This window comes from Advenella sp. S44, assembly GCF_002810445.1.
Taxonomy (GTDB): domain Bacteria; phylum Pseudomonadota; class Gammaproteobacteria; order Burkholderiales; family Burkholderiaceae_B; genus Advenella.
Genome location: NZ_NEXS01000003.1, coordinates 1,247,251 through 1,272,093 on the forward strand (window position 1 = coordinate 1,247,251; position 24,843 = coordinate 1,272,093).

Here is a 24,843-nt window from a genome sequence, read left to right on the forward strand (position 1 = left end):
GTCAGGATTCCTTGGTGGTGTATGTGGTTGAAGAACCGGACGTGGCCTGCATTCTGGCCAGGCCAAGGTCAAAAGGAAAATCATCGACATGAATGACCTTGTCGCGCAGTCTGTCGCGCTCACGCAGCAAGGCGTATTCCGGGTCGCTGATCTGGTTCATTTGATGCGCCAATTCAGAAATGTCGCGCACATTGCCAGCCGGGTGGCCATCGAACACGCCGCGTTTTTCGGCGTCGCGGATTTTTGCGTCTACCGGTTCGGCGCGCATTGTCGCCACCAGGGCTTTTTCGATGACGCCAATCGGATCTTCGTCGGTGTCAGGCACGTAGCAATTTGCCGTCAGGCGGTCGCGTGCCGCACTGGGCTGCATCAGTTGCTCGCAAATGGCGCGATCAAGCCGGTCTTTAGGGCGTCTGAATACACCGCCCCATGGAAAGACAACCAGACGCAGCATGACGCCGACCCCGCGGTGGGGAAAGTTGCGATACACGTTGAGCAACGCCGCTTGTGCCTTTTCCAGCGCGTCCTGAACCGACCAGTGAACAAAAGCTGCATCGTCCGCTTGCGCACCCTGGTCTTCAAACTGTTTTAAGGTGGCTGAGGCCAAATACAACTGGGACAGAACGTCGCCCAGACGGGCGGAAATTTTCTCGCGCTTTTTCAGGCTGCCGCCCAGGACCAGCATGGCTACGTCGGCGCTAAGCGCCAGCGCTGAAGACAGCCTGGTGATTTGTCCATAATAGGGACGCATGGCAGAAGAGGTGCCGGCTTTTACACCCAGCACGCCCGCGCCGAACAGACCGCTGAACAATGATCGCAAGCCGTTTTTGAAGGCAAAGCCGATATGACCGAAGAGAGCATCGTCGAATTTGTCCAGTGCGATCTTGTGATCCGGTTCCTGCACGGCTGCCATTTCTTTGAGAACGTAGGGGTGGCAGCGTATTGCGCCCTGTCCGAAAATGATCAGGCTGCGCGTCAGAATATTGGCGCCTTCCACGGTAATACCGACTGGGATCTGTTGGTACGCACGGCCAAGGAAATTGGACGGGCCAAGGCATATGCCTTTTCCGCCGATAATGTCCATGCCGTCATTGACTATCACCCGGGCCCGCTCGGTGACGTGATACTTGGCAATGGAAGAGACGACGGACGGTTTTTCGCCCAGATCCACCGCGCCGGCTGTCATGACGCGCACGGCATTGGTCATGTAAGTGTAGGCGCCCATCCGGGCAAGGACTTCCTCGATGCCTTCGAATTTGCCGATGGACAAATTGAACTGCTTGCGAATTCGCGCATAAGCGCCTACGGCGCGCACGGTCATCTGCGACATACCCACATTGGACGAAGGCAGCGAGATTGAACGGCCCGCAGCCAGGCATTCCATGAGCATGCGCCAACCCTGGCCCGCCATTTGTGGTCCGCCGATGATAAAATCCAGCGGCATGAAAACATTATTCCCTTCGGTAGGACCATTCATGAACATGGCGTTTAAGGGGAAATGTCGGCGGCCGATCTGTACGCCCGGATGGTCATGCGGGACCAGCGCGCAGGTAATACCGATATCTTTTTTGTCGCCAAGCAGGCCATCGGGATCGAACAGGCGAAACGCCAACCCCAGCAGTGTGCAAACGGGCGCCAGCGTGATGTAGCGCTTGTTCCATGATACCGACATCCCAAGCACCTGTTCCCCGTTCCATTCACCCATGCACACGACACCGCTATCGGGAATGGCCGCGGCGTCGGAGCCGGCCCAGGGGCTGGTCAGCGCGAAAGCAGGGATATCTTCGCCTCGCGCCAGGCGCGGCAAATAGTGATTTTTTTGTTCATCGGTGCCGTAGTGCACCAGAAGCTCGCCCGGGCCGAGAGAGTTGGGCACCATGACCGATACTGCCAGCGCCGAGTTGCGCGTGGAAAGGCGGGTCATGACTTCCGAGTGGGCGAAGGCCGAAAAACCAAGGCCGCCATATTGCTCTGGGATGATCATGCCAAGAAATCGTTTGGACTTGATGTAATCCCATGCCTGGACGGGAAGGTCGAAATCTTCTGTTGTGATTTTCCAGTCATCGACCAAAGAGCAGGCATGCGGCACTTCATTGTCCAGGAAGGATTGCTCAGCTTCAGTGAGAGTGGGCTTGGGGAATTGTTGCCACAGTGACCAGTCTGGCTTGCCGCTGAACAACTGCGCATCCCACCATACCGTTCCGGCCTCGATGGCATCCCTTTCGGTGTCCGACATGGCCGGCAATACCTTCTTGAACTTGCCCAGCAGGGGACGACTGATATGACGTTTGCGAAACGCTTTAATGTGTTGGGAGAGGGGCACGCAGTCCTCCTAATAAAAAGCTCATTAATCGGGGCAGCAGCAGTTCGTCGTACGCATTTTCATCCACCAGCGGTGAAGTCATGTTGGGCAGCACGCCCTGCAAAATATTGATACCGGCAATCGCGTAGGATGTTGCGCCAAGCATGAAATGGAAGCGCCAGATAATTTCGGCCTCGGGTACATCGGGCATGGCTCGCACTAATGCGGCTTTGTATCGGGCGACAACTTCCATGTATTCCTGCGCGAACAGTGTTTTGATGAAACTGGATGGATCGGTCATGGTGCGCTCGAGCAGCCGCATGAAAATGTTCGCGTCGTGTTCGGGATCGGATGCATGACGCAGCAGTGTGCCAAAAAACGCATCAACCAGTTGCGAAGGCTTGACTGCATTGGGTGCAGCCGCCAGTTCCAGCTCATCCAGCAACCGGATGCGTTCGCGATTGATCCATTCCAGACGGCGTTTCAGGACTGCCCGTACCAGTTCTTCTTTACTGCCGAAGTGGTAGTTAATAGAAGCCAGATTGACGCGGGCTGCCGATGTAATTTGGCGCAATGATGTTGCGTCGTAGCCCGCCTTTACAAACAGGGTTTCGGCGGAATCAAGGATAGCCTTGCGAGTTACTTCACTACGATTGGTTGGCATAGTTAAACATGTGATTTAAACGAGTGTTTTAATTCTATGCCTCTTCCTCACGCTTGACTATCGAGTATTAACCCTAGCTGAATGCACAAAATAGACGGAACAAGCAGCAAGGGAAGCAGTACGCCCCGTACCGGAGTGACATACACGGGAAACTCCTAATATTGAGCTGGAATAAATTTATGAAAAATAACATTGCTAATAATAATGATTCTCATTTATAATCAATTTCAGTTTTTAGGAGAAGACTATGATTGGAAACATGAGTGCAGTAGTGGTTGGCGCAGATCGTCTGGGCAATATCCCGGTGCTTCTAAAAGATCATAATATTGAAATCAAGCAGCACATCAGCGGGCGTGAACCGTCACATCAGAAGAAAACCTATCAGTTGCCAACCGGAACGCAAATGGTGATTTTGCTGACGGACTTTCTTGGCCATAACGTCATGAAGTCTTTCCGTTCGGCCGCGCAAAAGGCCGGGGTGCCTGTGGTCGCTTGTCGCCGTTCACTTTGTAGCATGCAGCAGGCGCTCACACAGTCGGGATTTCGTTGCGTCGATTGTCCGCAACGCAAAGCCGGCAAATGTGATTAGTCATTCCCGAGCGGCCGACCTGTATTATTAAGTGCCGCTTTGCCGGAGCGATATTGACGGCCAGGCCGGGGATATTGGCTATTTCTCATCTGCTCACTGGCTCATTGGCTCATTGGCTCATTGGCTCATTGGCTCATTGGCTCATTGGCTCATTGGCTCATTGGCTCATTGGCTCATTGCGCAGAAAGCCATGTTTCCACAAATCGCCGGCTTGTCCGGGAAGCGGCCTCGCTTTTCGACTGCATACCAGATGTCTATTTACTGCACCGGTTTTTTTGTGCCTGTCATGGGCCGTGCCGATGCGCTCAAATAAAAGTGCGGAAGTAAGCGCGGAGCTGACGAGACAGGCAGAGAATGTCCAACGACGCAAGGCCGGATACGGGCAGGGTGAAGAAACAGGAAGAATTGATGAAGTAAAGCCGGATGAAGTACGAGCGATGAAGCAGGATCCGATTAAAGCAAGACCGATTAAAGGATGCCAAACAAAAGCCGGCCACTCTCAACAGAAAATGGCCGGCTTTTGTTCGGGTTTCAGTTTACGTCAGGGCTAACCGTGGGCCTGGCTCATGACGCTTGCCAAATCAATCAGCGTGAGGCAACGCGTTGACCTTCAAGACGACGTGCGCCGTTATAACGCTTGTTCCAGTACACGTTGTCCATCTTGTCTACGCGTACGACAGCGCCGGTGCGCGGAGAATGAACAAACTTGTTCTCGCCGACATAAATACCGACATGCGAGTAGCGTTTGCCGCGGGTATTGAAAAACACCAGGTCGCCGGGTTGAAGTTCGTCACGTTTGACTGATTCGCCTACCTGGGCCATAGACGAGGCAACGCGAGGCAGATTTACGCCCATATACTTGCTGGCTGTATAGTAAATAAGCCCGGAGCAATCAAAGCCACCCTTTGGTGTTGTGCCGCCAAAGCGATAACGTACGCCCAGATAGTTGAGCGCGGCTTCTGCCAGTTCGCTGGAGGCCGATACCGGTGAATCAATGGCAGCGTCCATGTTGTTGCGGCGGAGCTTGGCCTGGGCAATCAGATCGCCAATCGGATCTGAAATGCGCGGATCCCATTCCGATACCGGTTTATCAGTTGTTGCATCAACCACGCCATTTTGCGTGATGACAAGTTTCTGAGCCTGGTCCTGATCAAGATCGTCGGCAGCTGCGACGTGGGAGAAAGAGAATGTACTGAGGGAAATGCAGAGGAGGGAGAGCAATGACCGTTGGATACGGGTACGGAAATTACCGAAACTGACAGGGTAGTGTGGGGGCATAGTCGTTACATATCGTAAATTATAGGGTGTCCGAGCTAGCTTTTCCAAAAGCTGAGCAAATTCTACATAAAAATCAACGCAGTCACAACCGATTTCTAAAGATTTTCTAGAACGAAATTAAGAAAAATTTACATTGTGAGCTCAGAATTCGCATTTTGCTTTTTACGCTCATTCAGCTTTTGTAGAAGCCAGAAGTTAGCGTATTTTCGCTGCATGTTGATCGCAACCTGCCGTTATGTTGCATTCAATTGAATGTCAGCGTTGTTTCGCCCTAAATGTAAAAATAAAATTCAATTGTCACGTAATGTGCTATAGCCTGGGCTGGCCGGCGACATACTTTTGCGCATTTGCCACTCGGATTGCCGGGCAACAAGACATGCGGTCAAAACAAACTTCAATATTATTGCAATCTATTCGTGCGCGATATGACTTGAATCAAATTACGATCATAGGGTTCATTATATTTTCTTGACACCATATTGTGCATGCCGGATATGGTGAATGCATAATATGGCGATTCCGTGATTAGACGCTTGGGAGAATGTCTACGCATGCCAAGTGGATGGTGCCGGAAAAACAAACCGGCAGGCTCGTACGAGTCTGGGGCCGATGGCGGCGGGCACGGGTTGAATCGGCACACCGGATGCGCAAGATACAGGTTGTTGCTGATGACTATTTCATTTATTCTCGGCTAATATATATGCAATAAGGCGGTCGCACACACGATGCGACCAGCCCGCAATGCAACTTTCGTTTTAACTATTTCACACTATACGTTTACAGGAGACCGCTTTTATGTCCACTTCAATTGAGTCCGTGCTCGTCGAAAACCGCGTATTTCCGCCCAATGACGACTTCGTCCGGAACGCGGTGGTATCGGGTATGGATGCTTATAAAGCACTCTATAAGGAAGCAGAGGATGACTTCGAGGGTTTCTGGAAGCGTCAGGCAAATGAACATCTTCGCTGGATCCGACCGTTCACCCAGGTGCTGGACACGTCGGGGGCGCCATTTTATAAATGGTTCGCAGACGGCGAGCTTAATGTTTCATATAACTGCCTGGATAAACATGTGGTCGAAGGTCGCGGTGACCAGACTGCGGTCATTTTCGAGGCCGACGATGGCGCCGTTACGCAGGTGACTTATAAGGAGCTGCTTGCACGTGTCAGTCGTTTTGCCAATGCGCTCAAACAAGGCGGATTCAAAAAGGGCGACACTGCGATTATCTATCTGCCCATGTCCATCGAAGCCGTGGTGGCCATGCAGGCTTGTGCACGCCTGGGCATCATTCACTCGGTTGTGTTCGGCGGTTTCTCGGCCAAGAGTCTGCATGAACGTATTGTCGACCTCGGCGCGTCACTGGTCATTACGGCAGACGGCCAGTATCGCGGCGGCAAGGCGCTGCCCCTGAAGTCCGCTGTTGACGAAGCGTTGGCGCAGAGCAATACAGAAAAAATACGCAAAGTGGTGGTATATCGTCGCACGGGCGTCGATACCGATTGGACCCCCGACCGTGATGTGTGGTGGAATGAATTCGAAGACCAGCAGTCCGATGTTTGCGAGCCGGTCGCGATGAACTCCGAAGACCCGCTATTCATTTTGTATACCTCGGGCTCTACTGGCAAGCCCAAAGGTGTGCAGCATTCATCCGCGGGTTATCTGCTGTGGGCGCAAATGACCGTAAAGTGGACATTCGACCAGCAGCCAGGCGATGTTTTCTGGTGCACGGCGGACGTCGGCTGGATTACTGGCCACACGTATGTTACCTATGGTCCGCTGGCGGCCGGCCTGACACAAGTCGTGTTCGAAGGTGTGCCAACGTATCCGAATGCCGGTCGCTTCTGGGACATGATCGCTCGTCACAAAGTCACTACATTTTACACAGCGCCCACAGCGATCCGCTCGTTGATCAAAGCATCCGAAGCGGACGCCAAGGTCCACCCAAACAGCTTCGATTTGTCCAGCCTGCGCATTATCGGCTCTGTGGGTGAACCCATCAATCCGGAAGCGTGGGTATGGTATTACAAGAATGTGGGTAAAGAGCGTTGCCCCATTGTTGATACCTGGTGGCAAACAGAAACCGGCGGGCAAATGATTACGCCATTGCCAGGTGCAACGCCGCTCAAGCCCGGATCTTGCACATTGCCACTGCCTGGCATTTTTGCAGCCATTGTGGACGAAACCGGCGAAGACGTGCCCGATGGCAACGGCGGTTTCCTGGTCATCAAAAAACCGTGGCCGGCCATGATCCGTAACGTATGGGGAGATTCCGAGCGTTACAAGAGCAGCTATTTCCCACCGGAATACCGGGGTTACTACCTGGCCGGTGATGGCGCCCAGCGGGATGCGGACGGTTACTTCTGGATCATGGGGCGAATTGACGACGTGCTGAACGTTTCAGGCCACCGCCTGGGAACCATGGAAGTGGAGTCGGCGCTGGTATCCCATGAGCTGGTTGCCGAAGCGGCAGTCGTTGGCCGCCCAGATGCGACCACGGGCGAAGCCGTTGTGGCCTTCGTGGTGCTCAAGCGCGATCGTCCGCACGGTGACGAAGCCAAGGAAATAGCCAAACAGTTGCGCGACTGGGTTGCCAAAGAGATTGGCCCGATTGCCAAGCCCAAGGATATTCGCTTTGGTGACAATCTGCCGAAGACGCGCTCAGGCAAAATCATGCGTCGACTGCTGCGTGTGGTCGCCAAGGGAGAGCAGGTCACGCAGGACGTGTCCACACTTGAAAACCCGGCCATACTGGAGCAACTGAACGAGTCTGTCTGAAGCGTTCAGGATAGCCGTCGCAGGGAATCCGGATCCTGGTGTATCCGGTAGACGGCGGACGGTATAAGGGCTGAAGTTCCTGTTTTGGGGACTTCAGCCCTTATAATTTTAGCTATCTGAGGACTGCGGCCCGGACAGTGGGGGCTTTGTGCGCAAGGCCCGGCCCAAATCCACAGTAAATCAAAGACCGTTATATACCGGACCTTCGCCACCCTGTGGTGCGACCCACACGATATTCTGCGTGGGATCCTTGATATCACAGGTCTTGCAGTGAACACAGTTTTGCGCATTGATTTGCAGGCGATCCTGATTCTGCTCATCTTTAACGAACTCGTACACGGCGGCGGGGCAGTAACGCTGCTCGGGTCCGGCGTACACGCGCAGATTGGTCTGGACCGGAATCGAGGCATCTTTCAGCGTCAGGTGCACCGGTTCGTTTTCTTCATGGTTGGTATTGGAAACAAACACCGACGACAGTTTGTCGAAGGTCAGCTTTCCATCCGGTTTGGGGTAGTCTATTTTCGTGCACTCTGCCGCCGGCTTAAGGCATTCGTGATCGGCTTTCGTGCGATGAATAGTCCACGGCATTTTGCCTTTGAAAACCAGCTGCTCGATACCGGTCATCAGGGTTGCAACCAGCCGTCCTTTCTTAAACCACTGCTTGAAATTGCGCGACTTATTCAGCTCGGCGTGCAGCCAGCTTTGTTCGAAGGCAATAGGGTAGGCCGACAGAACATCCTGGCTGCGCTCGGCAGTTAATGCGTCAAAAGCGGCTTCGGCTGCCAGCGCGCCGGTCTTGATGGCTGCATGACTGCCTTTGATGCGACTGGCATTAAGAAAGCCGGCCTCACAGCCGATAAGCGCGCCGCCTGGGAACACCAGCTTGGGCAGAGACAGTAGGCCGCCGGCCGTGATGGCGCGGGCGCCGTAAGCGATGCGCTTGCCGTTTTCAAAATACGGACGGATGCTCGGATGGGTTTTATAGCGTTGGAATTCTTCAAAGGGCGACAGCCACGGGTTGGTGTAGTCCAGGCCTACAACCATGCCGACCATCACAATATTGTCTTCCAGATGGTAAAGGAACGAACCGCCGTAGGTATCGGAATCCAACGGCCAGCCAGCCGTGTGCACCACCAAGCCTTTTTTGAATTTTGCCGGATCAATTTCCCACATTTCCTTGATGCCGATACCGTAACTTTGTGGGTCGCGACCCTGATCTAGCTTGAACTTCTCAATCAGTTGGCGTCCCAGTTGGCCACGGGAACCCTCGGCAAACAAAGTATATTTGGCATGCAGTTCCATGCCGGGCTGGTAATGTGCTGTCTGATTGCCGTCGCGATCCAGCCCCATGTCGCCGGTGGCAACGCCTCGAATTGCGCCGGTATCGTTGTACAGTAATTCCGTGGCCGCAAAACCGGGGAAAACGTCTACGCCCAGCGCCTCGGCCTGTTCGCCAAGCCAGCGCGTGACATAGCCCAGGCGCACAATGTAGTTGCCTTCATTATGAAAACAGGGTGGCAAAGCCCATTTCGGTGTGGATTTGTGCCCTGTTTCGTTCAAAAACAGGAACTGGTCCTCGGTCACCTCTACGCCCATTGGCGCGCCTTTGTCTTTCCAGTCGGGAATGAGTTCAGTCAGTGCCTGAGGATCCATGACCGCGCCGGAAAGAATATGCGCCCCGATTTCGCCGCCTTTTTCCAGCACACAGACTGAATAGTCCTGTCCTTTTTCCTGGCAGAGCTGTTTGAATTTGATCGCGGCCGCCAGCCCGGCGGGCCCGCCGCCGACGATGACAACGTCATATTCCATTGATTCGCGTTCTGACATTCGCGCTAACTCCTGAGATAATGTAATTCTGTGTTAATGACGATTGTATTGCAATGAGCGCGCAATTGCAGTTCTTTATGGCTGAAGTCGTTGTTAACTGCGCTGAAACTGCCAATTGAACTGACAGGCGGAATTGGTCGCGAGCAAGCGTTCTGGTGGTTGGAATCCCAGGCTTGTACTATCCCACGTTTGCCACGAGTTACCGTTAGCAATCCCGGGGCGTACAACCTCTACATTGGCAACCGATCCCATCCTGCAACACGGACGGTCTGCCACCGCTTAAATCCTAAAGCGTCAGGCAGCCCGCCTCTGTGTAAAGTAGACCGACAGAGGGGTGTCGCGTAGCGAAAAAAACCGGGTGGTGCCTGCGCCGGTTTCCAATCCGAAGCGCTTACCTAGGACAAGTACCAATAAGATAGGCGGGTGTCGGGTAGGTGAAACAGAAATCTGCTACAGTATCTTCAGTTGGAAACAAGGTTTTATCAAAGGAGATCGTTCATGCCCGATAGTTTGTTGCCGTCCGGGGCGCAAGACGATTCCCGTCCAAGAGAACATCGCCACGTGTTTGCTTTGCGCTGGGCCGATATGGACATGCTGCGGCACGTGAACAATACCGTCTATTTTCGCGCCATAGAAGAAGCGCGCATGCAGATTTTTGGTCCGCTGCTCCCGCTGTTTGCACCCGGTACCGGGGTTGTGCTGGCGCGTGCCGAATGCGACTTTCTCAAGCCCATGAGCTGGCCCGGCAATATTGAAATTGTACACCGACTCGCAAGAATCGGTCGCTCCAGTCTGGACTGCAATATTCTTATACGCAGGGAAGGCGAGCCCGATACCGTTTATGCCCGTTCTCGGGCGATTGTGGTCCTGAGCGATCTGGCGTCGGGAAAGTCAAGCCCATGGTCAGCTGCGCTGCTGGAGCAATTGCAAAAGCAGTTTGCGGCAACCCCCTCATAATCCGGCGCCTCACTGTGAAAGGCGCAGGCCACTTGTCGTTAATGTTTCATAGTTAGTAAAGGAAGAGTAAATGGATAAGGTATTTACAAATGCCAATCAGGCGCTCGACGGCATCGTAGCCGACGGGCAGATGATCGGCGTTGGCGGCTTCGGTCTTTGTGGTATTCCCGAAGCGCTCATTGCGGCCCTGCGGGATTCTGGCGTGAAAAAACTCACTTGCGTGAGTAACAACGCCGGTGTAGACGGATTCGGTCTGGGGCAGTTGCTCGCGACACGGCAGATCAGCAAAATGATTGCATCCTATGTCGGTGAGAACAAGGAGTTCGAGCGTCAGTATCTGAATGGAGAACTCGAGCTGGAATTTACGCCTCAGGGAACGCTGGCTGAAAAACTGCGCGCCGGGGGTGCGGGAATCCCTGCTTTCTTTACGCGCACGGGGGTGGGCACCATTGTTGCTGATGGCAAGGAAATCCGCGAGTTCGACGGGCATCAGTATGTGATGGAACGTTCGCTCGCACCTGATGTGTCCCTGGTCAAAGCCTATATCGCCGATCGCAGCGGTAATCTGATTTTCCGCAAGACAGCGCGCAACTTCAATCCCAACGTGGCAATGGCCGGCAAAATCACCGTGGCCGAAGTGGAAAAAATCGTTGAGGTGGGCGAACTGGATCCCGATCAAATTCATCTTCCCGGCATTTACGTGCAGCGCATCGTACTGAACGAGAATCCTGAGAAACGGATTGAACAACGCACGACACGTCCGTCCAAAGGAGAATAAACATGGCTTGGAATCGCGATCAAATGGCTGCGCGTGCAGCAAAAGAACTGCAGGACGGATTCTATGTGAATCTGGGTATCGGTCTTCCAACGCTGGTGGCCAACCATGTGCCAGCGGGTGTGGAAGTGTGGCTGCAATCAGAAAATGGCCTGCTCGGCATTGGCCCTTTTCCTACAGACGAGGAAATTGATCCGGACATGATCAATGCCGGCAAGCAGACTGTCACAACACTGCCCGGCTCATCCATTTTTTCATCGGCCGATTCATTTGCCATGATTCGTGGTGGCAAAATCAATCTGGCTATTCTGGGCGCCATGCAGGTCTCGGAAAAAGGGGATTTGGCCAACTGGATGATTCCGGGCAAGATGGTCAAGGGCATGGGCGGCGCAATGGACCTGGTGGCCGGCGTCGGTCGTGTGATTGTCCTGATGGAGCATATCGCGCGTAAAAAAGACGGTACGACCGACATCAAATTGCTGCCCGAGTGCACCTTGCCGCTGACCGGCGTGGGCGTTGTTGATATCATCATTACCGACTTATGCGTCATGGAAGTGACGGAAAACGGCTTGAAAGTTATCGAGCTGGCACCCGATGTCACCGTCGAGGAAGTGCAGGAAAAAACCAAGGCAAAATTGGATATTTCAGCCCTGGCCTGACCGACATCTGTCTGTCCGATAAGCGCCTTGCGCCGCCTGGCGCATTCACTGAATTTTCGTACGTGGATGTGTCAAGGGTGCCGGGCGCTTTTTCTCCTGCTGCAGGTGTGGGCGGCTATTGCCCGCCTTTACTGCCCGCAGCCAATGCCAGGCATAACCAGCCAGCCAGAAAACATACGCCGCCGATTGGCGTAATGGCGCCAAGCCATTTCACATTGCTCAGTACCAGCACGTACAGGCTGCCGCTGAAAATAACAATACCAGCTGCAAAAAGCCGACCGCTCCAGCGCAGCGCTTGCTGGTTCACATGCGCGGCCACACCCACTAGCATCAACAGCGCCAGCGTATGAATAAGCTGATAGAGTACGGCGGTATGCCAAATGGGCAGTAGCGCCGGGTCTACATGGTTTTTCAAGCCATGAGCACCGAAAGCGCCGGCGGCCACGCCAACAAAGCCGCTAATGGCAGCGCCGCGAATTAAAGCAGAGTGGATAGTCATAGAGCAACCTCTTGGAATGTATCTGGGTCGACCGCATGTTTTTTTTGCGGTGATGGTGTATTGTAAATGTTTGCGCACCACTGCGATGACTGTTGCGGTGATGCATATATGATTGTTTCCCGGAGTTCCCGCTTACTATGTCAACCGCTTTTGAACGCCTTCAGCAATTGCGTATCGCGATGGCTGCGCAGCATATTGATGCCTATCTGATTCTGTCTGCAGATCCTCACCAGTCGGAATACCTTCCCGAGTACTGGCAGGGACGACGCTGGCTCAGCGGCTTTACCGGTTCTGTCGGAACCGTGGTCGTGACCAACGATTTTGCCGGGCTCTGGGTCGACTCGCGCTATTGGGAGCAGGCGGAAAAACAGCTATGCGATAGTGGCATAGCCCTGATGAAACAGGGCCAGGCCGATGTCCCCAGCGTCAATACGTGGCTGGAGGCGCATCTGGCAAACCGGCAGGTGGTTGGGGTAGACGGTCATGTGCTCAGCCTGAAAGCCGCGCAGGAATTGCGTCAAGCACTGACGCGCAGCGACAGCATTTTGAAAACCGATAGCGACCTGCTGGCGGCAATCTGGCCTGATCGACCCGGTTTGCCTGCAGCGCCTGTCATGGAACATAACGCTCCTTTTGCCACACGCAGTCGCCAGCAGAATTTGCAGGCGGTGCGCCAGGCTATGACTGAAGCCGGCGCGCAATGGCATTTGATCAGCGCGCTGGACGATATTGCCTGGGCATTGAATCTGCGAGGCTCCGACGTTTCCTATAACCCGGTATTTCTGTCGCATTTGCTGATCGGAACCGAGACCGCTGTGCTGTTTGTCGACAAGACAAAAATGGCTGCCGAACTGATAGCACGACTGGCAGCAGACGGCGTTTCGATCCAGGGATATGATGATATTCAAAATGCATTAACGACGCTGCCGCATGAGACGTTGCTGGTTGATCCAGCTCGTACAACGGTGGGGCTGCTTGCGCATGCCCAGTCGGTATCATTGATCGAAAAGCTCAATCCCTCGCAGCGTTGCAAATCCATCAAAAACCAGGCCGAGATTGCGAACGTGCGACAGGCCATGGAACAGGACGGCGCTGCGCTATGTGAGTTTTTCGCCTGGTTCGAGGCGGCCATGGAAAACGGCGAAACCATAACCGAGCTGACGATTGATGAGCAAATCACCGCAGCCCGCGCCCGTCAGCCCCATTTTGTGTCGCCCAGTTTTTCTACCATCGCCGGTTTCAATGCCAATGGCGCCATGCCGCACTATATGGCAACACCTGAGTCGTTTTCCGTCATTGAAGGCGATGGCCTGCTATTGATCGATTCAGGCGGGCAGTATCTGAACGGCACGACCGATATCACCCGGGTGGTGCCCGTTGGCAATATCGATGCCCAGCATCGTCGCGATTTTACGCTGGTGCTCAAGGGCATGATTGCCCTGGCTACTGCCGTTTTTCCGGAAGACTATCCAGGCCCGTTGCTCGATACGCTTGCGCGCGCACCGTTGTGGTCGCAGTTGCTGGATTTCGGACACGGAACCGGGCATGGGGTTGGATATTTTATGAATGTGCACGAAGGCCCGCAAATGATCTCGCATCGCGCTTACCGTTTTCCCAACACCGAGATGAAAGCCGGCATGATTACGTCGGATGAGCCTGGCCTGTACCGGCCCGGGCAGTGGGGCATTCGAATTGAAAACCTGATCTGTACGGTGCCAGCGGGCCAGTCTGAATTCGGTCATTATCTTAAGTTTGAAACGCTGACGCTATGCCCGATCGATACACGCTGCATTGAACGGCAATTGCTCAATGAGCAGGAACTGTCATGGGTAAATAGCTATCACGAAGAGGTGTATCGCCGACTCGCGCCGCGGGTTTCCGGCCCTGCATTGGCCTGGCTGCAAGCCAGAACCGCAGCGATTTGATTTGCCCTTAGCGGGTCCGGGTAACATCAAGTTGCCGCTGCGGCCAGACGCGGCATGGGTTTATGCCTTGCGCTTATCCATTGCCAGATTATCCGTTGTCAATGAGGAATGCAAAAAAACCGCCTTGCGATTAAATCAAGGCGGTCTATTTGCGGGCCAGGCAACTGTCAGCGCTTCTACATCTGACCCATGGCATATTGCACGATCAGGCTGCTCACTGATACGGCCATCCATACCAGAAAACCCAGCAGGATAGGGCGCGGCCCCGTTGCAAAGATTTTGCGCATATCGGCAGACAAGCCAACTGCAGCCAGTGCGACGACGATCAGGAACTTCGCCGCGACGTTGATCCAGTCGAGCATGATTTCGGGCATAATACCGGTGCTTCGCGTCAGCGAAGCGAGTAGAAACCAGACGATAAACCATGGAAATATTTTTGCCAGACTGACAGACTGATTACCTTGCCGGCGATTGCGCATACCGACCAGAACAACCAGAAACAGGCAGATCGGAATAATGAGTGTGGCGCGTGTCAGCTTGACGATTGTGGCAAAATCCCCGGCCGCATGACTATAGGCGTAACCGGCAGCCACCACAGAAGACGTATCGTTGATTGCGGTGCCCGCCCACATCCCAAAGCCGTAATCGCTCAGGCCCAGCATATGGCCCATGGCAGGGAAGGCGAGCACAGCCAGAATATTGAACAGGAAAATGGTGGAGATGGCAAACGCGGTGTCATGCTCCGACGGCTTCAAAATGGGCGTGACCGCTGCAATAGCCGACCCGCCACAAATGGCCGTACCGACCCCGATCAACGTGGTCAGATTGGAAGGCGTGTGCAGCAGGCGTCCTAGCAACCAGGCACTTACGAATGCCACCGTCACGGTCACCAGCGTCACCGCCAGCGATTCCCCGCCTGTTGCCATAATCTGAGTAAAACTCAGGCCGAAACCAAGCAGGATGATAGAGACCTGCAAGATTTTCTTGGATGAAAAAGTGATGCCGGGCTGCAGCGTGGCATGCAGGCCGAAAGCGCTTCGATACACAATGCCCAGCAGTATGGCGAAGACCGGCCCCCCGATAATTGGCATGGCACGTCCGGCGAATTCGGCCACCAGAGCGATGGCGATGGACAGAAACAACCCCGGCCAGAGCGAATTTTTGCGAGGCTGGGCTGTACTGTTGCCTTTGGCCGAAGACCCGATGCCAGCATCAGGTGATACAGTGGCTGACAAAGCCTGAGAGGATGCTACCGTGAGTGTCATAATATATTAAATTTCCATTAGCTTATTACTGATTAATATCGATCATAGGCGCGAATATGGTATAAGTAAAGTTACAATAATTTATAACTCAAATAAGGAATATTGATGGCTTCGTTCAGTCCGAAACAACTCGACGTGTTTATCAGCATCGCGCGCCTGGGTAGCGTCAAGGCTGCGGCTGATTCCTTGCATCTGTCCCAGCCCGCCGCAAGCATGGCGCTGGCCGAATTGGAAAAGCAACTGAGTGGTCCGTTGTTTGATCGCGACAAGGGCAGGCTGTATTTGAACGAAAAAGGCCGACGCCTATTGCCGCTGGCTCAGGAAATCATCGAAAGAATGATTGAATTTCGCCAGCGCGCCGATGACCAGGCCGACGTATTAACCGGCGAATTTCGTATTGGCGCGAGCAACACGGTGGGCAATTACCGGGTCGGCGACCTGCTAAGCGGATTTGTGCTCAATAACGACAGAGTCACCGTTTATCTGAATGTTGCAAACACCGATGAAATTGTCCGGCAAATTGTCGATCACAGCATTGATGTGGCGTGCGTCGAAGGTCAGGTTCATCATGAAGTCGTCGAATCCGTGCATTGGATGGACGACTCACTGTGTGTATGTACTCGTCCGGATCATCCGCTGGCGGCTATCACGCATTTGCAGCCGGCCGATTTTATGGATGCGCGCTGGATCTTGCGTGAGCGCGGATCGGCCACGCGTGCGGTCAGTGATGTCGAGCTGGATAAACTACCGCAAGCCAAGGTGGTCATGGAACTGGGGCAAATCGAGGCCATCAAGCAGGCAGTGATTGCCGGCCTGGGCATTGCATTTTTACCGCAAGTGGCAGTGACCCATGCTGTGAGTTCGGGCAGACTGGCATTGCTGCATACACCGTTTTTGAACCTGTCCAGGCAGCTGTCGATAATTTATCATCGGTCGCGCTACCAGGGCAGATTGATGCGCGCTTTTCTCGATTCTGTTAAGCATCCCGGAACACCGGCGTCTTGAAAAACAGCGCGCTGTAGGCGGTCCCGATTCGACATACAACTCGGCGATCCTCGCCGTAATTTAAGTCGCTTTCAAATTCCCGAGCCTGGCCACATCCCGTACCGACATACGCCTGTTCCAGCCGGGATACGACTTTCGCATCCATCGGAGAATGGGGGGAATTTTTTATTTCGATAACGAATGAAAAATAAGGTATGTGTTAAACACACTCGCACTTGTTAGTAAATTCTGTATCGAAATCAATTTATGCAAGGAAAATAAATGGCTTACGGCTATCGCTCAAGCGTGAACAATGCAACTAGACTTCCTCGGCACTTTATTTAGGACGAGGTATGTATTCAGACCAAGAGCGAATTGTTGGGTCCTGCGAGAAGTGTCGAATCTTGACAGAGATATCAGGAGACGATCCGCGGTGAAAATGCCCTGTATGTAGTGAAACGCTGGTTAGAACACTCTCGGTAGCAAACAAAACCGCGCCCGAAATAGGCTCGCGCACTTTGTCTGACCACGAGGTTGCATTTCAATGCCCCAGGTGCTTGCAGTTTAGTGCTTGCCCAGAGAATGCATTCCCGGATGTTCTTTGGGATTAAAGTGGATCCTTGCCATTCAGCCTTGTAAGGAACTCATTTACGGTAAATAGAAATGAAAACACTAAAGGATAAGGCAGTCGTATATGGAATGATGATCCTCGTATTAATGCCCATCATTCTCATCATTGGTAACGCAATAGAATTTATATGGCGGCCTGTTACGGGTAAGTTGTGAAACTACGAGTTATCCAAAAAGCAGTCACCCGTACGCTGTTATTCTCGCAGAGATTTGTATGGAAACATAGCCACTGAGTGGCAATAAAAGCCAGGAGGAGGGCAACTACAGGCTAAAATTAAAGGAAAGAAAGTACTTGCATGTCTATCCACTTAGTTATAGTAAGATCGTGGTTGGTTTGCTCAAATAAATCTACAGTTAGCACATCGATTGCTTTATCGACTAGAGTGCGGACTATTTTCCTACATTGGCCTTTATATGCCGCGTCCCCTTTCTTTTCCTCAACTTGAAGCTTTCAAGGCTGTTGTGCTCACTGGCACTACTGTTGCTGCAGCTCGAATGCTGCATACAACACAACCTACAATCAGCAGACTCTTAAGTCAGGCACAGTCTGCTACTGGCTTAAAACTATTCGTCAATGATAGAGGCCGCCTCCAGCTCACGAGAGAGGGTCGTCATCTGTTTGAGATTATTCAGGTAAATTTCCAAGGTTTAGGAAGAATCGAACAGGCGGTCGTTGCACTGCGAGAATCAGGTGCAGGTGTTTTTCGCGTTGCGGCGACGCCTTCGTTAGGGCAAAGTCTGCTTCCCGCTGCAATGGAACGATTTTCCCATGACTACCCTCAAGTGCGTTTTAATGTTCAAACACTGGGAAGACGACAGATTGAAGAAGGATTGCGCTTAGGGCTTTACGATATCGCGTTAACGAATTCCATGCCAGACGGGGCCGAATTTGAGGGTACGGCAGTGCATAATGCGCAGGCAGTCTGCGTTTCATCTCACGACCATCCTTTTGCGCAACGTGACTATGTCACGATAACAGATCTTAAAGATCAAATACTGATAAGTTTGCCAGGCGACGATGTCATAGAAATGGAACTACAACAGGCGTTCAAAAAATCGGGGATTAACAATCCGACGAATATCGAAACGATCTATACGTCAACAATCTGTATATATGCTTCACGGGGTTTAGGTGTTGGAATAGTAAACCCATATATGGCCTCTGTATTCAGAGACCGTCTATGCATAAGGAATTTTCGCCCGAAAATACCTGTTATGACTTATGCTGCTTTCGCTCGGTTCACACCGCCGTCTGAGTTGGCTCAGCATTTTTTGCACAATGTGGTAGAGTCATGCCATACCGAGCAGTTCGGTGTGTGAGTACGGATTTCTATAGAAAAATACCGTCCTGCATAAAAAAGCAGGACGGTGACGATCAGCTCTCTTAGAGCGCAACAACGTCTGCTACATCAATAATATACATGTTGCGATCATGTTCGTGTACAGAATCAATGCAAACCTCCAGGCCATCCGGTCTCCATCGAGGGTGTAGATCACATCGGTTTTCTTTGCTTAATGAAGGGTCAGCGTAGAACGATCCTAGATCATGGCGCTTACCCGTGTCCATATCATAAAGAAAGAGTACACGCTCATGAGTTGTGCTGTCGGGGTAGGTATCGCTCAGCAACCAACGCGGATTTACGGGAGAATATGTCATATGGCCATTTTCTATAAGCACGCCGTCTCCAACCACAGCAATGTTACCGCCATCTCGATCTTCGTAAAGATGATAATGGATATCTCCGTTATGTGGCCCCCAGACGATAATCTCATGATCGGCGCGCCACAGAGGATGAGAAATTTGCCATTCCGATTTCTCGTAATCAAATGTCCCCACTTTGGCTGGGTCGAAGTCCTCTTTCAATTGTGGTAATGGATGATCTGAGCATTCCAGAAGTCGCAAATCGGACCCATCCGGATTCATCGTAACCAGGCGATGCAAAAAACATGTCTCATCTTTCACTCGCTCCGTCCAACGATGCAGAAAAAGTACCCGAGTAGCAGAAGGATTAATCTCAATGTGGCTTACCCAATGAATGGCTTTGCGCATGGACTCACACGGATGAAACGCGGCCAGATCTGTATAGCTGACTGCCAGTTCTATTGCCCCGGTTTCTAGGTTCATATACATGATACCGTCGTCACTGGGACAGTTTTCCAAATCAGGCCTAAAACGATCGCAGGGATATCCTATGGTCTCGTGCGTCACATATAAGCGGCGGTAATCTACGCTAAGCGCCCACTGACCATCGGGTGCTGCAACATACACCGGTAATGGTAATCGTCGGCGCTCACCACTATCGAGGTCAACAATCTCAGAAGCAAAATATGGGTACCGTGACACTGAATCATTGGTTCGGACATTATAGATAGCCCTGGTTTGATTTTGACTACCTATCCATTGAAGCTGACATCCCATTTGCCAATTCCATGTGGTTGTCTCACCGATTACTTTGAACTCGTTACCTTTTGTTAGATCAAAGTAGCCAACTTTAGCAACCAGATCCGGCGTTAAGTACGCGTCACGCCATGGGACTTGATTCGCAAGTAATCGACGTCCGTTACTGTTCCAGTTGGACTTGTTGTAGTATCCAAAGAAATAGTGATTTCCGTCCTGACCCATACGGCGAATAGGGGAAGTTGAACTGAGCGTCATGCCGTCTCCCTTTGATTTGATAGATCAACGATTAGATTCCCGGCCTTGTCGCAAGACGCAGTTGCACCCGGTGGAATGATCAGCGTTGACGATGCGTCCTCGATAATTGCGGGACCGGCGATTTTTTTATTCTCTTTCATTGCCTCACGTGCAAGCGTTGGTGCAGGACGCCTTGCATTTTCTGCACCGATCCAAATCTGACGCACTTGCTTAACATGTTTCCATACTTGTTTTCCGCTGCCCAGGTTCAGAGGACGTTCTTCCCGCTGCTCAATCGCTGCAACACGCAAGTTAATCAGCTCAACATGCTGTACTGGGGGCACTTGTCCGAATACTCGGCTATACGCTTGCGCGAACGATTTTTTGATTTTGGCTGGCGTGTCCTCACCGAACGGGCCATCAGGCAACCGGGTCAACAGCTCAAATCCCTGCCCAACAAAACGGAGGTCAGCACTACGCTCATAGGTAAATTTTGCGTCTGGAATCAAGGTAATTTTCATGACGTCAGCAGCGCTTCGTTCTAGTTTTTGGAACAATGACTCAAGATGCTCGGCAGAGACAGCGTCCAGCTCACGGGCTACAGTCACTGAGCGATCCACCCGCGCGGGTGCAATGAGCAACCCCAGCGCTGATGCCACACCGGCGCCCGGTGGGCAGATGACTCGCTTAATCCCTAGTCGACGAGCCACATCACATCCGTGCAAAGGGCCGCCGCCACCCGTAGCCAACAGGGCGAAATTATTAGCGTCAAAGCCGCGTTCTGCCACGTGCACGCGTGCCGCCGCTGCCATATTCTCATTGACGATAGCGAGTACACCATCGGACGTTTGTTCTGGGCTGATATCTACCACCTCACCGACCAAACGTATGGCGGTTTCGGCTGCTGCTGTGTTGAGCTTCATGGTGCCGCCGGCGAATGTCTCGGGATCCAGATGACCTACCAGGAGGTTGGCATCGGTCACGGTGGGCTTGGTGCCTCCACGCTGGTAGCAGGCAGGCCCAGGTTTGGAGCTCGCGCTCGTGGGGCCCACTTTAAGCAGATTCAGGGGATCGAGATGCGCGATACTGCCGCCGCCGGCACCGATCTCAATCAATTCTACAGTTGCAATATTGATAGGCAGGCCACTACCGGTCGCAAAGCGTTTTTCGCGTCCCGCTTCGAACGTATGCGCAAGTAAAGGTTGATTGGCCTCCACGATCGCCAGCTTCGCGGTTGTTCCACCCATGTCAAATGCTAATACATCTTTGATGTTTGAGCGTTTGCTGAAATAAGCCGCTGCAATCGCACCTGCCGCAGGACCGGACTCCAGTAATTGCACTGGAAATCTGCGAGCTTCTCCGACGTGTGTCAAGCCACCGTTGGACAACATCATCAACAAAGGGCAATGAATATCCAACGTTTTGAGTCGCTCTTCCATGCTTTCAAGGTACTTGTCCGCAATTGGCCGAACATAGGCATTCGCTGCGGTAGTGGAAGTCCGCTCATACTCTCGCATTTGAGGCGAGACTTCGCTGGAAATTGAAACATAAACGTTTGGGAAGCGTTTTTCAACAAGAGCACGAGCATGACGCTCATGTGAAGAGTTGGCATGTGCGTGTAGAAACACAATAGCGATAGATTCGACGCCTTTATCAATCAGCTCCTGCGCCGCCTGAACGACACTTTCATCATCCAAAGGCGTATCAACGCTTCCATCAACTCGCACACGTTCACGAGCTTCAAGACGTAGCTCTCGTGAAATAAGTGGACGTGGCATCTCGATAAATATATCGTACAAGTCGTATTTGAATTCACGTCGCATTTCCAGAGTATCGCGGAAACCGCAGGTCGTGATCAGGCCAGTCGGAACCCCACGTCGCTCGATCAAAGCATTGGTAAATAGTGTTGTCGCATGAATTACACGAGCAATTTGCTTTCCTTTGACGTCCTCGCGCCGTAGAAGGGTTTCAATTCCACGAATCGCACCTTCGGTTGGATCGTCAGGAGTTGTGAGTTCCTTATGACTGAACACGCGAGCGTCATCGTGATTGTAGAGAACGACATCGGTGAATGTTCCACCAATATCGATACCGAGGGAGTAATTTTCTTTTGTCATTTCGTATATCCGCGAGTGCGGTCCTGAGTCTGCAGTTCGGAAGAGCGTTTCGCCGGATCGCCATAGCCCCCACCGCCTGGTGTGCGTAGAATCACCTGGGCTCCTTGATTAATGATGTGCTGCGCTTTGGGGTCAACCTTGAGGCCGTCAATAAGAATTTCGCCAGGCGCGCCAGCACCGCCACCGTTCATTCCCGGTGCGGCCGATTCGGGACGAGTGCGCTCGGCCATAAACGAAATCGTCGCGGGATTTTCAGACAGACTTTCTAGCACCAGCTCTTGTCCCACACCCCCTCTATACATGCCATTGACTGAGTCATAATCTCGGTACTGGCGACGCACAACTTTCAAGGGGGACACTTGTTCAATAACTTCTACCGGTGTAGAAGAAATGTTGCTAGGCCAAGACAGCACATTGACGCCATCAGTATGGGCGCTTGCTCCATATCCGCCGTTGAGGAAAAACAGATTAGCAAATCCACGGCCATCGGCGCGCACGCCGGCCATATTCACGCACCATAGTGGTGAACCAACGGTAGCGATCACCTTTTCCGGTACGACTTTGGCCAACGCCTGCATGACCATAGCGGGTAGGAAATGGCCGATCAGCGCCCGAGCTCCGCCCGGAGCGGGCGCCACGGAGTTCAAGATGCTGCCTGGCGGCGCAGTCACGTTCATAGGCACGAGCGTACCGTCGTTATTCGGCACATCAGGACACAATACCGCTTTTAGTCCATACGAAGTGTAGGCAGTTGTGTAGGCAAGACATACGTTGATGGATTTTTGTACTTGCGGATCAGAACCGGCATAGTCAACGGTTACTTCGTCGCCGCAGACTGTCAGCGCCATCTTCAGTCGAATTGGTTTATCGATGCCATCACTGACCGCTTCGGCGTGGTATGTACCGTCGGCAACCTCGCTGATTGCCTTGCGCATGGCCTGCTCACTGCGGCCTCTCAACTCGCCGGATAATTCGTCCAGTGAACCGAGATCGTATTCGTTGATCAATTCACCGACATTACGCTCAATTAACGCCAACCCTGTAAACTGGGCGTACAAGTCGCCCATGACTTGATCAGGCACTCGTACATTCTGACGTAGAATCTGCTCCAAGGTCGGATCCATTTTTCCGGCTCTCATTACCTTCATCACTGGAATTTGCAATCCTTCCTCAAAGACTGAGGTGGCATCCGCAGAGCGTACTCGTCCTCCGATATCCGGCGCATGCGCAACTGAGCCCGCCCACGCAACGATCTTTCCTTTTCGAAAAATAGGTTTGCCAACTGTGATGTCAGGCAAATGACCCGTGCCTAGCCAAGGATCATTAGTAATAATGATATCGCCGTCTTCTAGCCGGTTCTCTGGGAATGTTTCAAGGAAACGCCTGATTGTCCTTGGTGCGGTCCCGATGAAGGAAGGTATTCCATTTGACGCCTGAGCGACGGAATTGCCCTTTGCATCAGTAACTACGCAAGCGAAATCGTTGGACTCCCGGACGATGGACGAAAATGATGTCCTGACCAAAGAGGCTGCGGCTTCATCGACCGTTGAAATCAGCCGGCGCCATAAGAGTTCTAGAGTAATGCTATTGAGCGTTGAGTTTTTCATTGGGCATGTATACCGGCGATTTCAATCACCTTTTTCCATTTAATAGTTTCATCAGACACAAACCTACGTGCGTCAACTTCAGAGCCGCCGATAATGGCAAGCGCTTGTGCTTTCCACGTCTGCTTCATGTCTGCAGCGTGCAAAATTTCATCAATATCTCGATTTAATTGTTGGACAAACTTTTCGGAAACTCCTGATCCCGTGGCGATGGTGAACCACCCGGTGCCATCAAACCCAGGGTATCCCAACTCACTCACGGTAGGCAGATCAGGCAATTGCTGACTTCTTTCCTTGCTTGTCACTGCAAGGGCGCGGATTTTTTTTGACTTAATAATGGATATAGAAGTGGTAGCCAGCTCTGTCATCAGATCAATTTGCCCACCCATAAGGTCGGTCATGGCCATGGAGCTTCCTTTATATGGCACATGAGTAAACTCCACGCCAGTCGCCTGTTGTAGTAGCTCACCCACCATGTGCGTAGACGACCCGGTACCGGCTGATCCGAAATTTAGCTTGCGGGGATTTGCGTGTGCAAAGTCAAGTAGCTCTTTTAATGTTGTGAAAGGTAGGTTCGGATTGACCACGATGGTGCATGGTACCGCTCCAAGAATTGAAATCGGCTGCAAGTCTTTGACCGGGTCATACGGCAGCTTTCCATATACTGAGTAGGCCGAATGAATACCAATAGTCCCCAGTAGCAGTGTTTTCCCATCAGGCCTAGCGGTCGCTACTGCGCGCGCTCCGATATTTCCTCCCATGCCAGGCCTGTTTTCAACCACAAAGGGCTGTCCATATTTTTCCGATAACTTCTTGCCGATTGATCTGGCCAAGACGTCAGCAGTACCCCCCGGAGAAAATGGAGCGACAATAGTCACTGGACTATCGAATAAATCTGCGGCAGCCGCACGTGCGGCTGGTAGCGCGCTTGCAAGTAGCAAGAGCGCTGAGCGTCGTGTCATTTTCAAGGTTGTCTCCTAAATTTTTTTATCGTTTTTAGAGTGTAGAGTTAACCTACTATATGAACAAATTCTATTTCTATAGTTATCTATACGGTTTTGATATAGGCAAACTAACCGGCGGAAAAAATTAGCGCGATGCAGTAAAGACGAAGCTGTTCTAAAGCATTCATGGAACACGTAAACCCCGGCGGCTGTATTTGCCTTCGCCGATTAAGTTGAGAAAGAAACGCTGATTCAATACAATATTGCCTAAAACGCGGGGGTTGCAGCGCAATCAAGATAGTGTTGGAGAGAACGTGAACAAGCTATATGAGGGGATGACTCAAGAAGAGTTGACGGTGGTTATTTTTATGCTTCAGAACTCCAAGCGTTCGCAAAAACCTTAGGCGTTTGCGT

19 protein-coding genes are annotated in these 24,843 nt (G+C 52.3%); 9 read left to right on the forward strand and 10 right to left on the reverse strand.

Annotated features, from left to right (window positions below; genetic code table 11):
* Position 1 precedes the first annotated feature (1 nt).
* Together CAP48_RS09815 and CAP48_RS09820 are read right to left on the reverse strand one after the other, a co-directional pair.
* Positions 2–2,323: an acyl-CoA dehydrogenase gene (locus CAP48_RS09815; RefSeq protein WP_100695988.1), complete on the reverse strand. Its 2,322-nt coding sequence runs from the start codon at positions 2,321–2,323 to the stop codon at positions 2–4.
* Positions 2,301–2,966, reverse strand: coding sequence for a TetR/AcrR family transcriptional regulator (locus tag CAP48_RS09820; protein WP_100695990.1), 666 nt, complete (start codon positions 2,964–2,966; stop codon positions 2,301–2,303). The genes CAP48_RS09815 and CAP48_RS09820 overlap by 23 nt, the downstream gene beginning before the upstream one ends.
* Before the next feature lie 247 nt (positions 2,967–3,213).
* Between CAP48_RS09820 and CAP48_RS09825 the strand changes: the two genes are divergently transcribed.
* Both CAP48_RS09825 and CAP48_RS20195 read left to right on the forward strand, forming a co-directional pair.
* Positions 3,214–3,555, forward strand: a complete 342-nt coding sequence (locus CAP48_RS09825) for a DUF2325 domain-containing protein (protein ID WP_100695992.1) — start codon at positions 3,214–3,216, stop codon at positions 3,553–3,555.
* Between the two features lie 53 nt (positions 3,556–3,608).
* The gene (locus CAP48_RS20195) at positions 3,609–4,106 is read left to right on the forward strand and encodes a hypothetical protein (protein WP_161495228.1); all 498 of its coding nucleotides are present in this window, start codon (positions 3,609–3,611) and stop codon (positions 4,104–4,106) included.
* Between the two features lie 34 nt (positions 4,107–4,140).
* Here the strand turns inward: CAP48_RS20195 and CAP48_RS09835 are convergent, their stop codons facing one another.
* Complete coding sequence (locus tag CAP48_RS09835; protein ID WP_100695996.1) at positions 4,141–4,833, reverse strand: C40 family peptidase; 693 nt, start codon at positions 4,831–4,833, stop codon at positions 4,141–4,143.
* Positions 4,834–5,628: 795 nt separating this feature from the next.
* Between CAP48_RS09835 and acs the strand changes: the two genes are divergently transcribed.
* Positions 5,629–7,608 (forward strand): acetate--CoA ligase, encoded by a 1,980-nt coding sequence (acs, locus tag CAP48_RS09840; protein WP_100695998.1) that lies wholly within the window; start codon positions 5,629–5,631, stop codon positions 7,606–7,608.
* A gap of 180 nt (positions 7,609–7,788) precedes the next feature.
* On the opposite strand, the gene CAP48_RS09845 is transcribed toward acs, so the two are convergent.
* Positions 7,789–9,435, reverse strand: coding sequence for an electron transfer flavoprotein-ubiquinone oxidoreductase (locus CAP48_RS09845; protein WP_192871305.1), 1,647 nt, complete (start codon positions 9,433–9,435; stop codon positions 7,789–7,791).
* 498 nt (positions 9,436–9,933) lie between these two features.
* On the opposite strand from CAP48_RS09845, the gene CAP48_RS09850 reads away from it, so the two are divergent.
* The 3 genes from CAP48_RS09850 (at position 9,934) to CAP48_RS09860 (ending at position 11,826) form a co-directional block, all read left to right on the forward strand.
* Positions 9,934–10,392, forward strand: coding sequence for a thioesterase family protein (locus CAP48_RS09850; protein WP_100696000.1), 459 nt, complete (start codon positions 9,934–9,936; stop codon positions 10,390–10,392).
* Between the two features lie 70 nt (positions 10,393–10,462).
* A complete protein-coding gene (locus CAP48_RS09855; protein ID WP_100696002.1) occupies positions 10,463–11,170 on the forward strand; it encodes a CoA transferase subunit A in 708 nt (235 codons plus the stop codon).
* 2 nt (positions 11,171–11,172) lie between these two features.
* Entirely contained in the window at positions 11,173–11,826 is a 654-nt protein-coding gene (locus CAP48_RS09860; RefSeq protein ID WP_100696004.1) for a CoA transferase subunit B, read from the forward strand.
* A gap of 115 nt (positions 11,827–11,941) precedes the next feature.
* On the opposite strand, the gene CAP48_RS09865 is transcribed toward CAP48_RS09860, so the two are convergent.
* On the reverse strand, positions 11,942–12,325 hold the full coding sequence (locus tag CAP48_RS09865; protein WP_100696006.1) for a DUF423 domain-containing protein: 384 nt from the start codon (positions 12,323–12,325) through the stop codon (positions 11,942–11,944).
* Positions 12,326–12,462: 137 nt separating this feature from the next.
* Here CAP48_RS09865 and CAP48_RS09870 point away from each other — a divergent pair, with 137 nt between their 5' ends.
* A complete protein-coding gene (locus CAP48_RS09870) occupies positions 12,463–14,250 on the forward strand; it encodes an aminopeptidase P family protein (protein ID WP_100696008.1) in 1,788 nt (595 codons plus the stop codon).
* Between the two features lie 176 nt (positions 14,251–14,426).
* On the opposite strand, the gene CAP48_RS09875 is transcribed toward CAP48_RS09870, so the two are convergent.
* Positions 14,427–15,515 (reverse strand): YeiH family protein, encoded by a 1,089-nt coding sequence (locus tag CAP48_RS09875; protein ID WP_100696010.1) that lies wholly within the window; start codon positions 15,513–15,515, stop codon positions 14,427–14,429.
* A 105-nt stretch (positions 15,516–15,620) separates the two neighbouring features.
* Between CAP48_RS09875 and CAP48_RS09880 the strand changes: the two genes are divergently transcribed.
* A complete protein-coding gene (locus tag CAP48_RS09880) occupies positions 15,621–16,520 on the forward strand; it encodes a LysR substrate-binding domain-containing protein (protein WP_100696012.1) in 900 nt (299 codons plus the stop codon).
* Positions 16,521–17,543: 1,023 nt separating this feature from the next.
* Positions 17,544–18,449 carry a LysR family transcriptional regulator gene (locus CAP48_RS09885; protein ID WP_100696014.1) on the forward strand — a complete coding sequence of 302 codons (906 nt, stop codon included), beginning with the start codon at positions 17,544–17,546 and terminating at the stop codon, positions 18,447–18,449.
* 64 nt (positions 18,450–18,513) lie between these two features.
* Here CAP48_RS09885 and CAP48_RS09890 read toward each other — a convergent pair whose 3' ends face one another.
* The 4 genes from CAP48_RS09890 to CAP48_RS09905 are packed head-to-tail and all read right to left on the reverse strand — an operon-like array spanning position 18,514 to position 24,447.
* The gene (locus CAP48_RS09890; RefSeq protein ID WP_100696016.1) at positions 18,514–19,785 is read right to left on the reverse strand and encodes a hypothetical protein; all 1,272 of its coding nucleotides are present in this window, start codon (positions 19,783–19,785) and stop codon (positions 18,514–18,516) included.
* The gene (locus CAP48_RS09895; protein ID WP_100696018.1) at positions 19,782–21,881 is read right to left on the reverse strand and encodes a hydantoinase/oxoprolinase family protein; all 2,100 of its coding nucleotides are present in this window, start codon (positions 21,879–21,881) and stop codon (positions 19,782–19,784) included. Before CAP48_RS09895 ends, CAP48_RS09890 begins: the two co-directional genes overlap by 4 nt.
* Positions 21,878–23,488, reverse strand: coding sequence for a hydantoinase B/oxoprolinase family protein (locus CAP48_RS09900; protein ID WP_100696020.1), 1,611 nt, complete (start codon positions 23,486–23,488; stop codon positions 21,878–21,880). The genes CAP48_RS09895 and CAP48_RS09900 overlap by 4 nt, the downstream gene beginning before the upstream one ends.
* Positions 23,485–24,447 (reverse strand): tripartite tricarboxylate transporter substrate binding protein, encoded by a 963-nt coding sequence (locus CAP48_RS09905; RefSeq protein WP_100696022.1) that lies wholly within the window; start codon positions 24,445–24,447, stop codon positions 23,485–23,487. The genes CAP48_RS09900 and CAP48_RS09905 overlap by 4 nt, the downstream gene beginning before the upstream one ends.
* Positions 24,448–24,843: the final 396 nt, after the last annotated feature.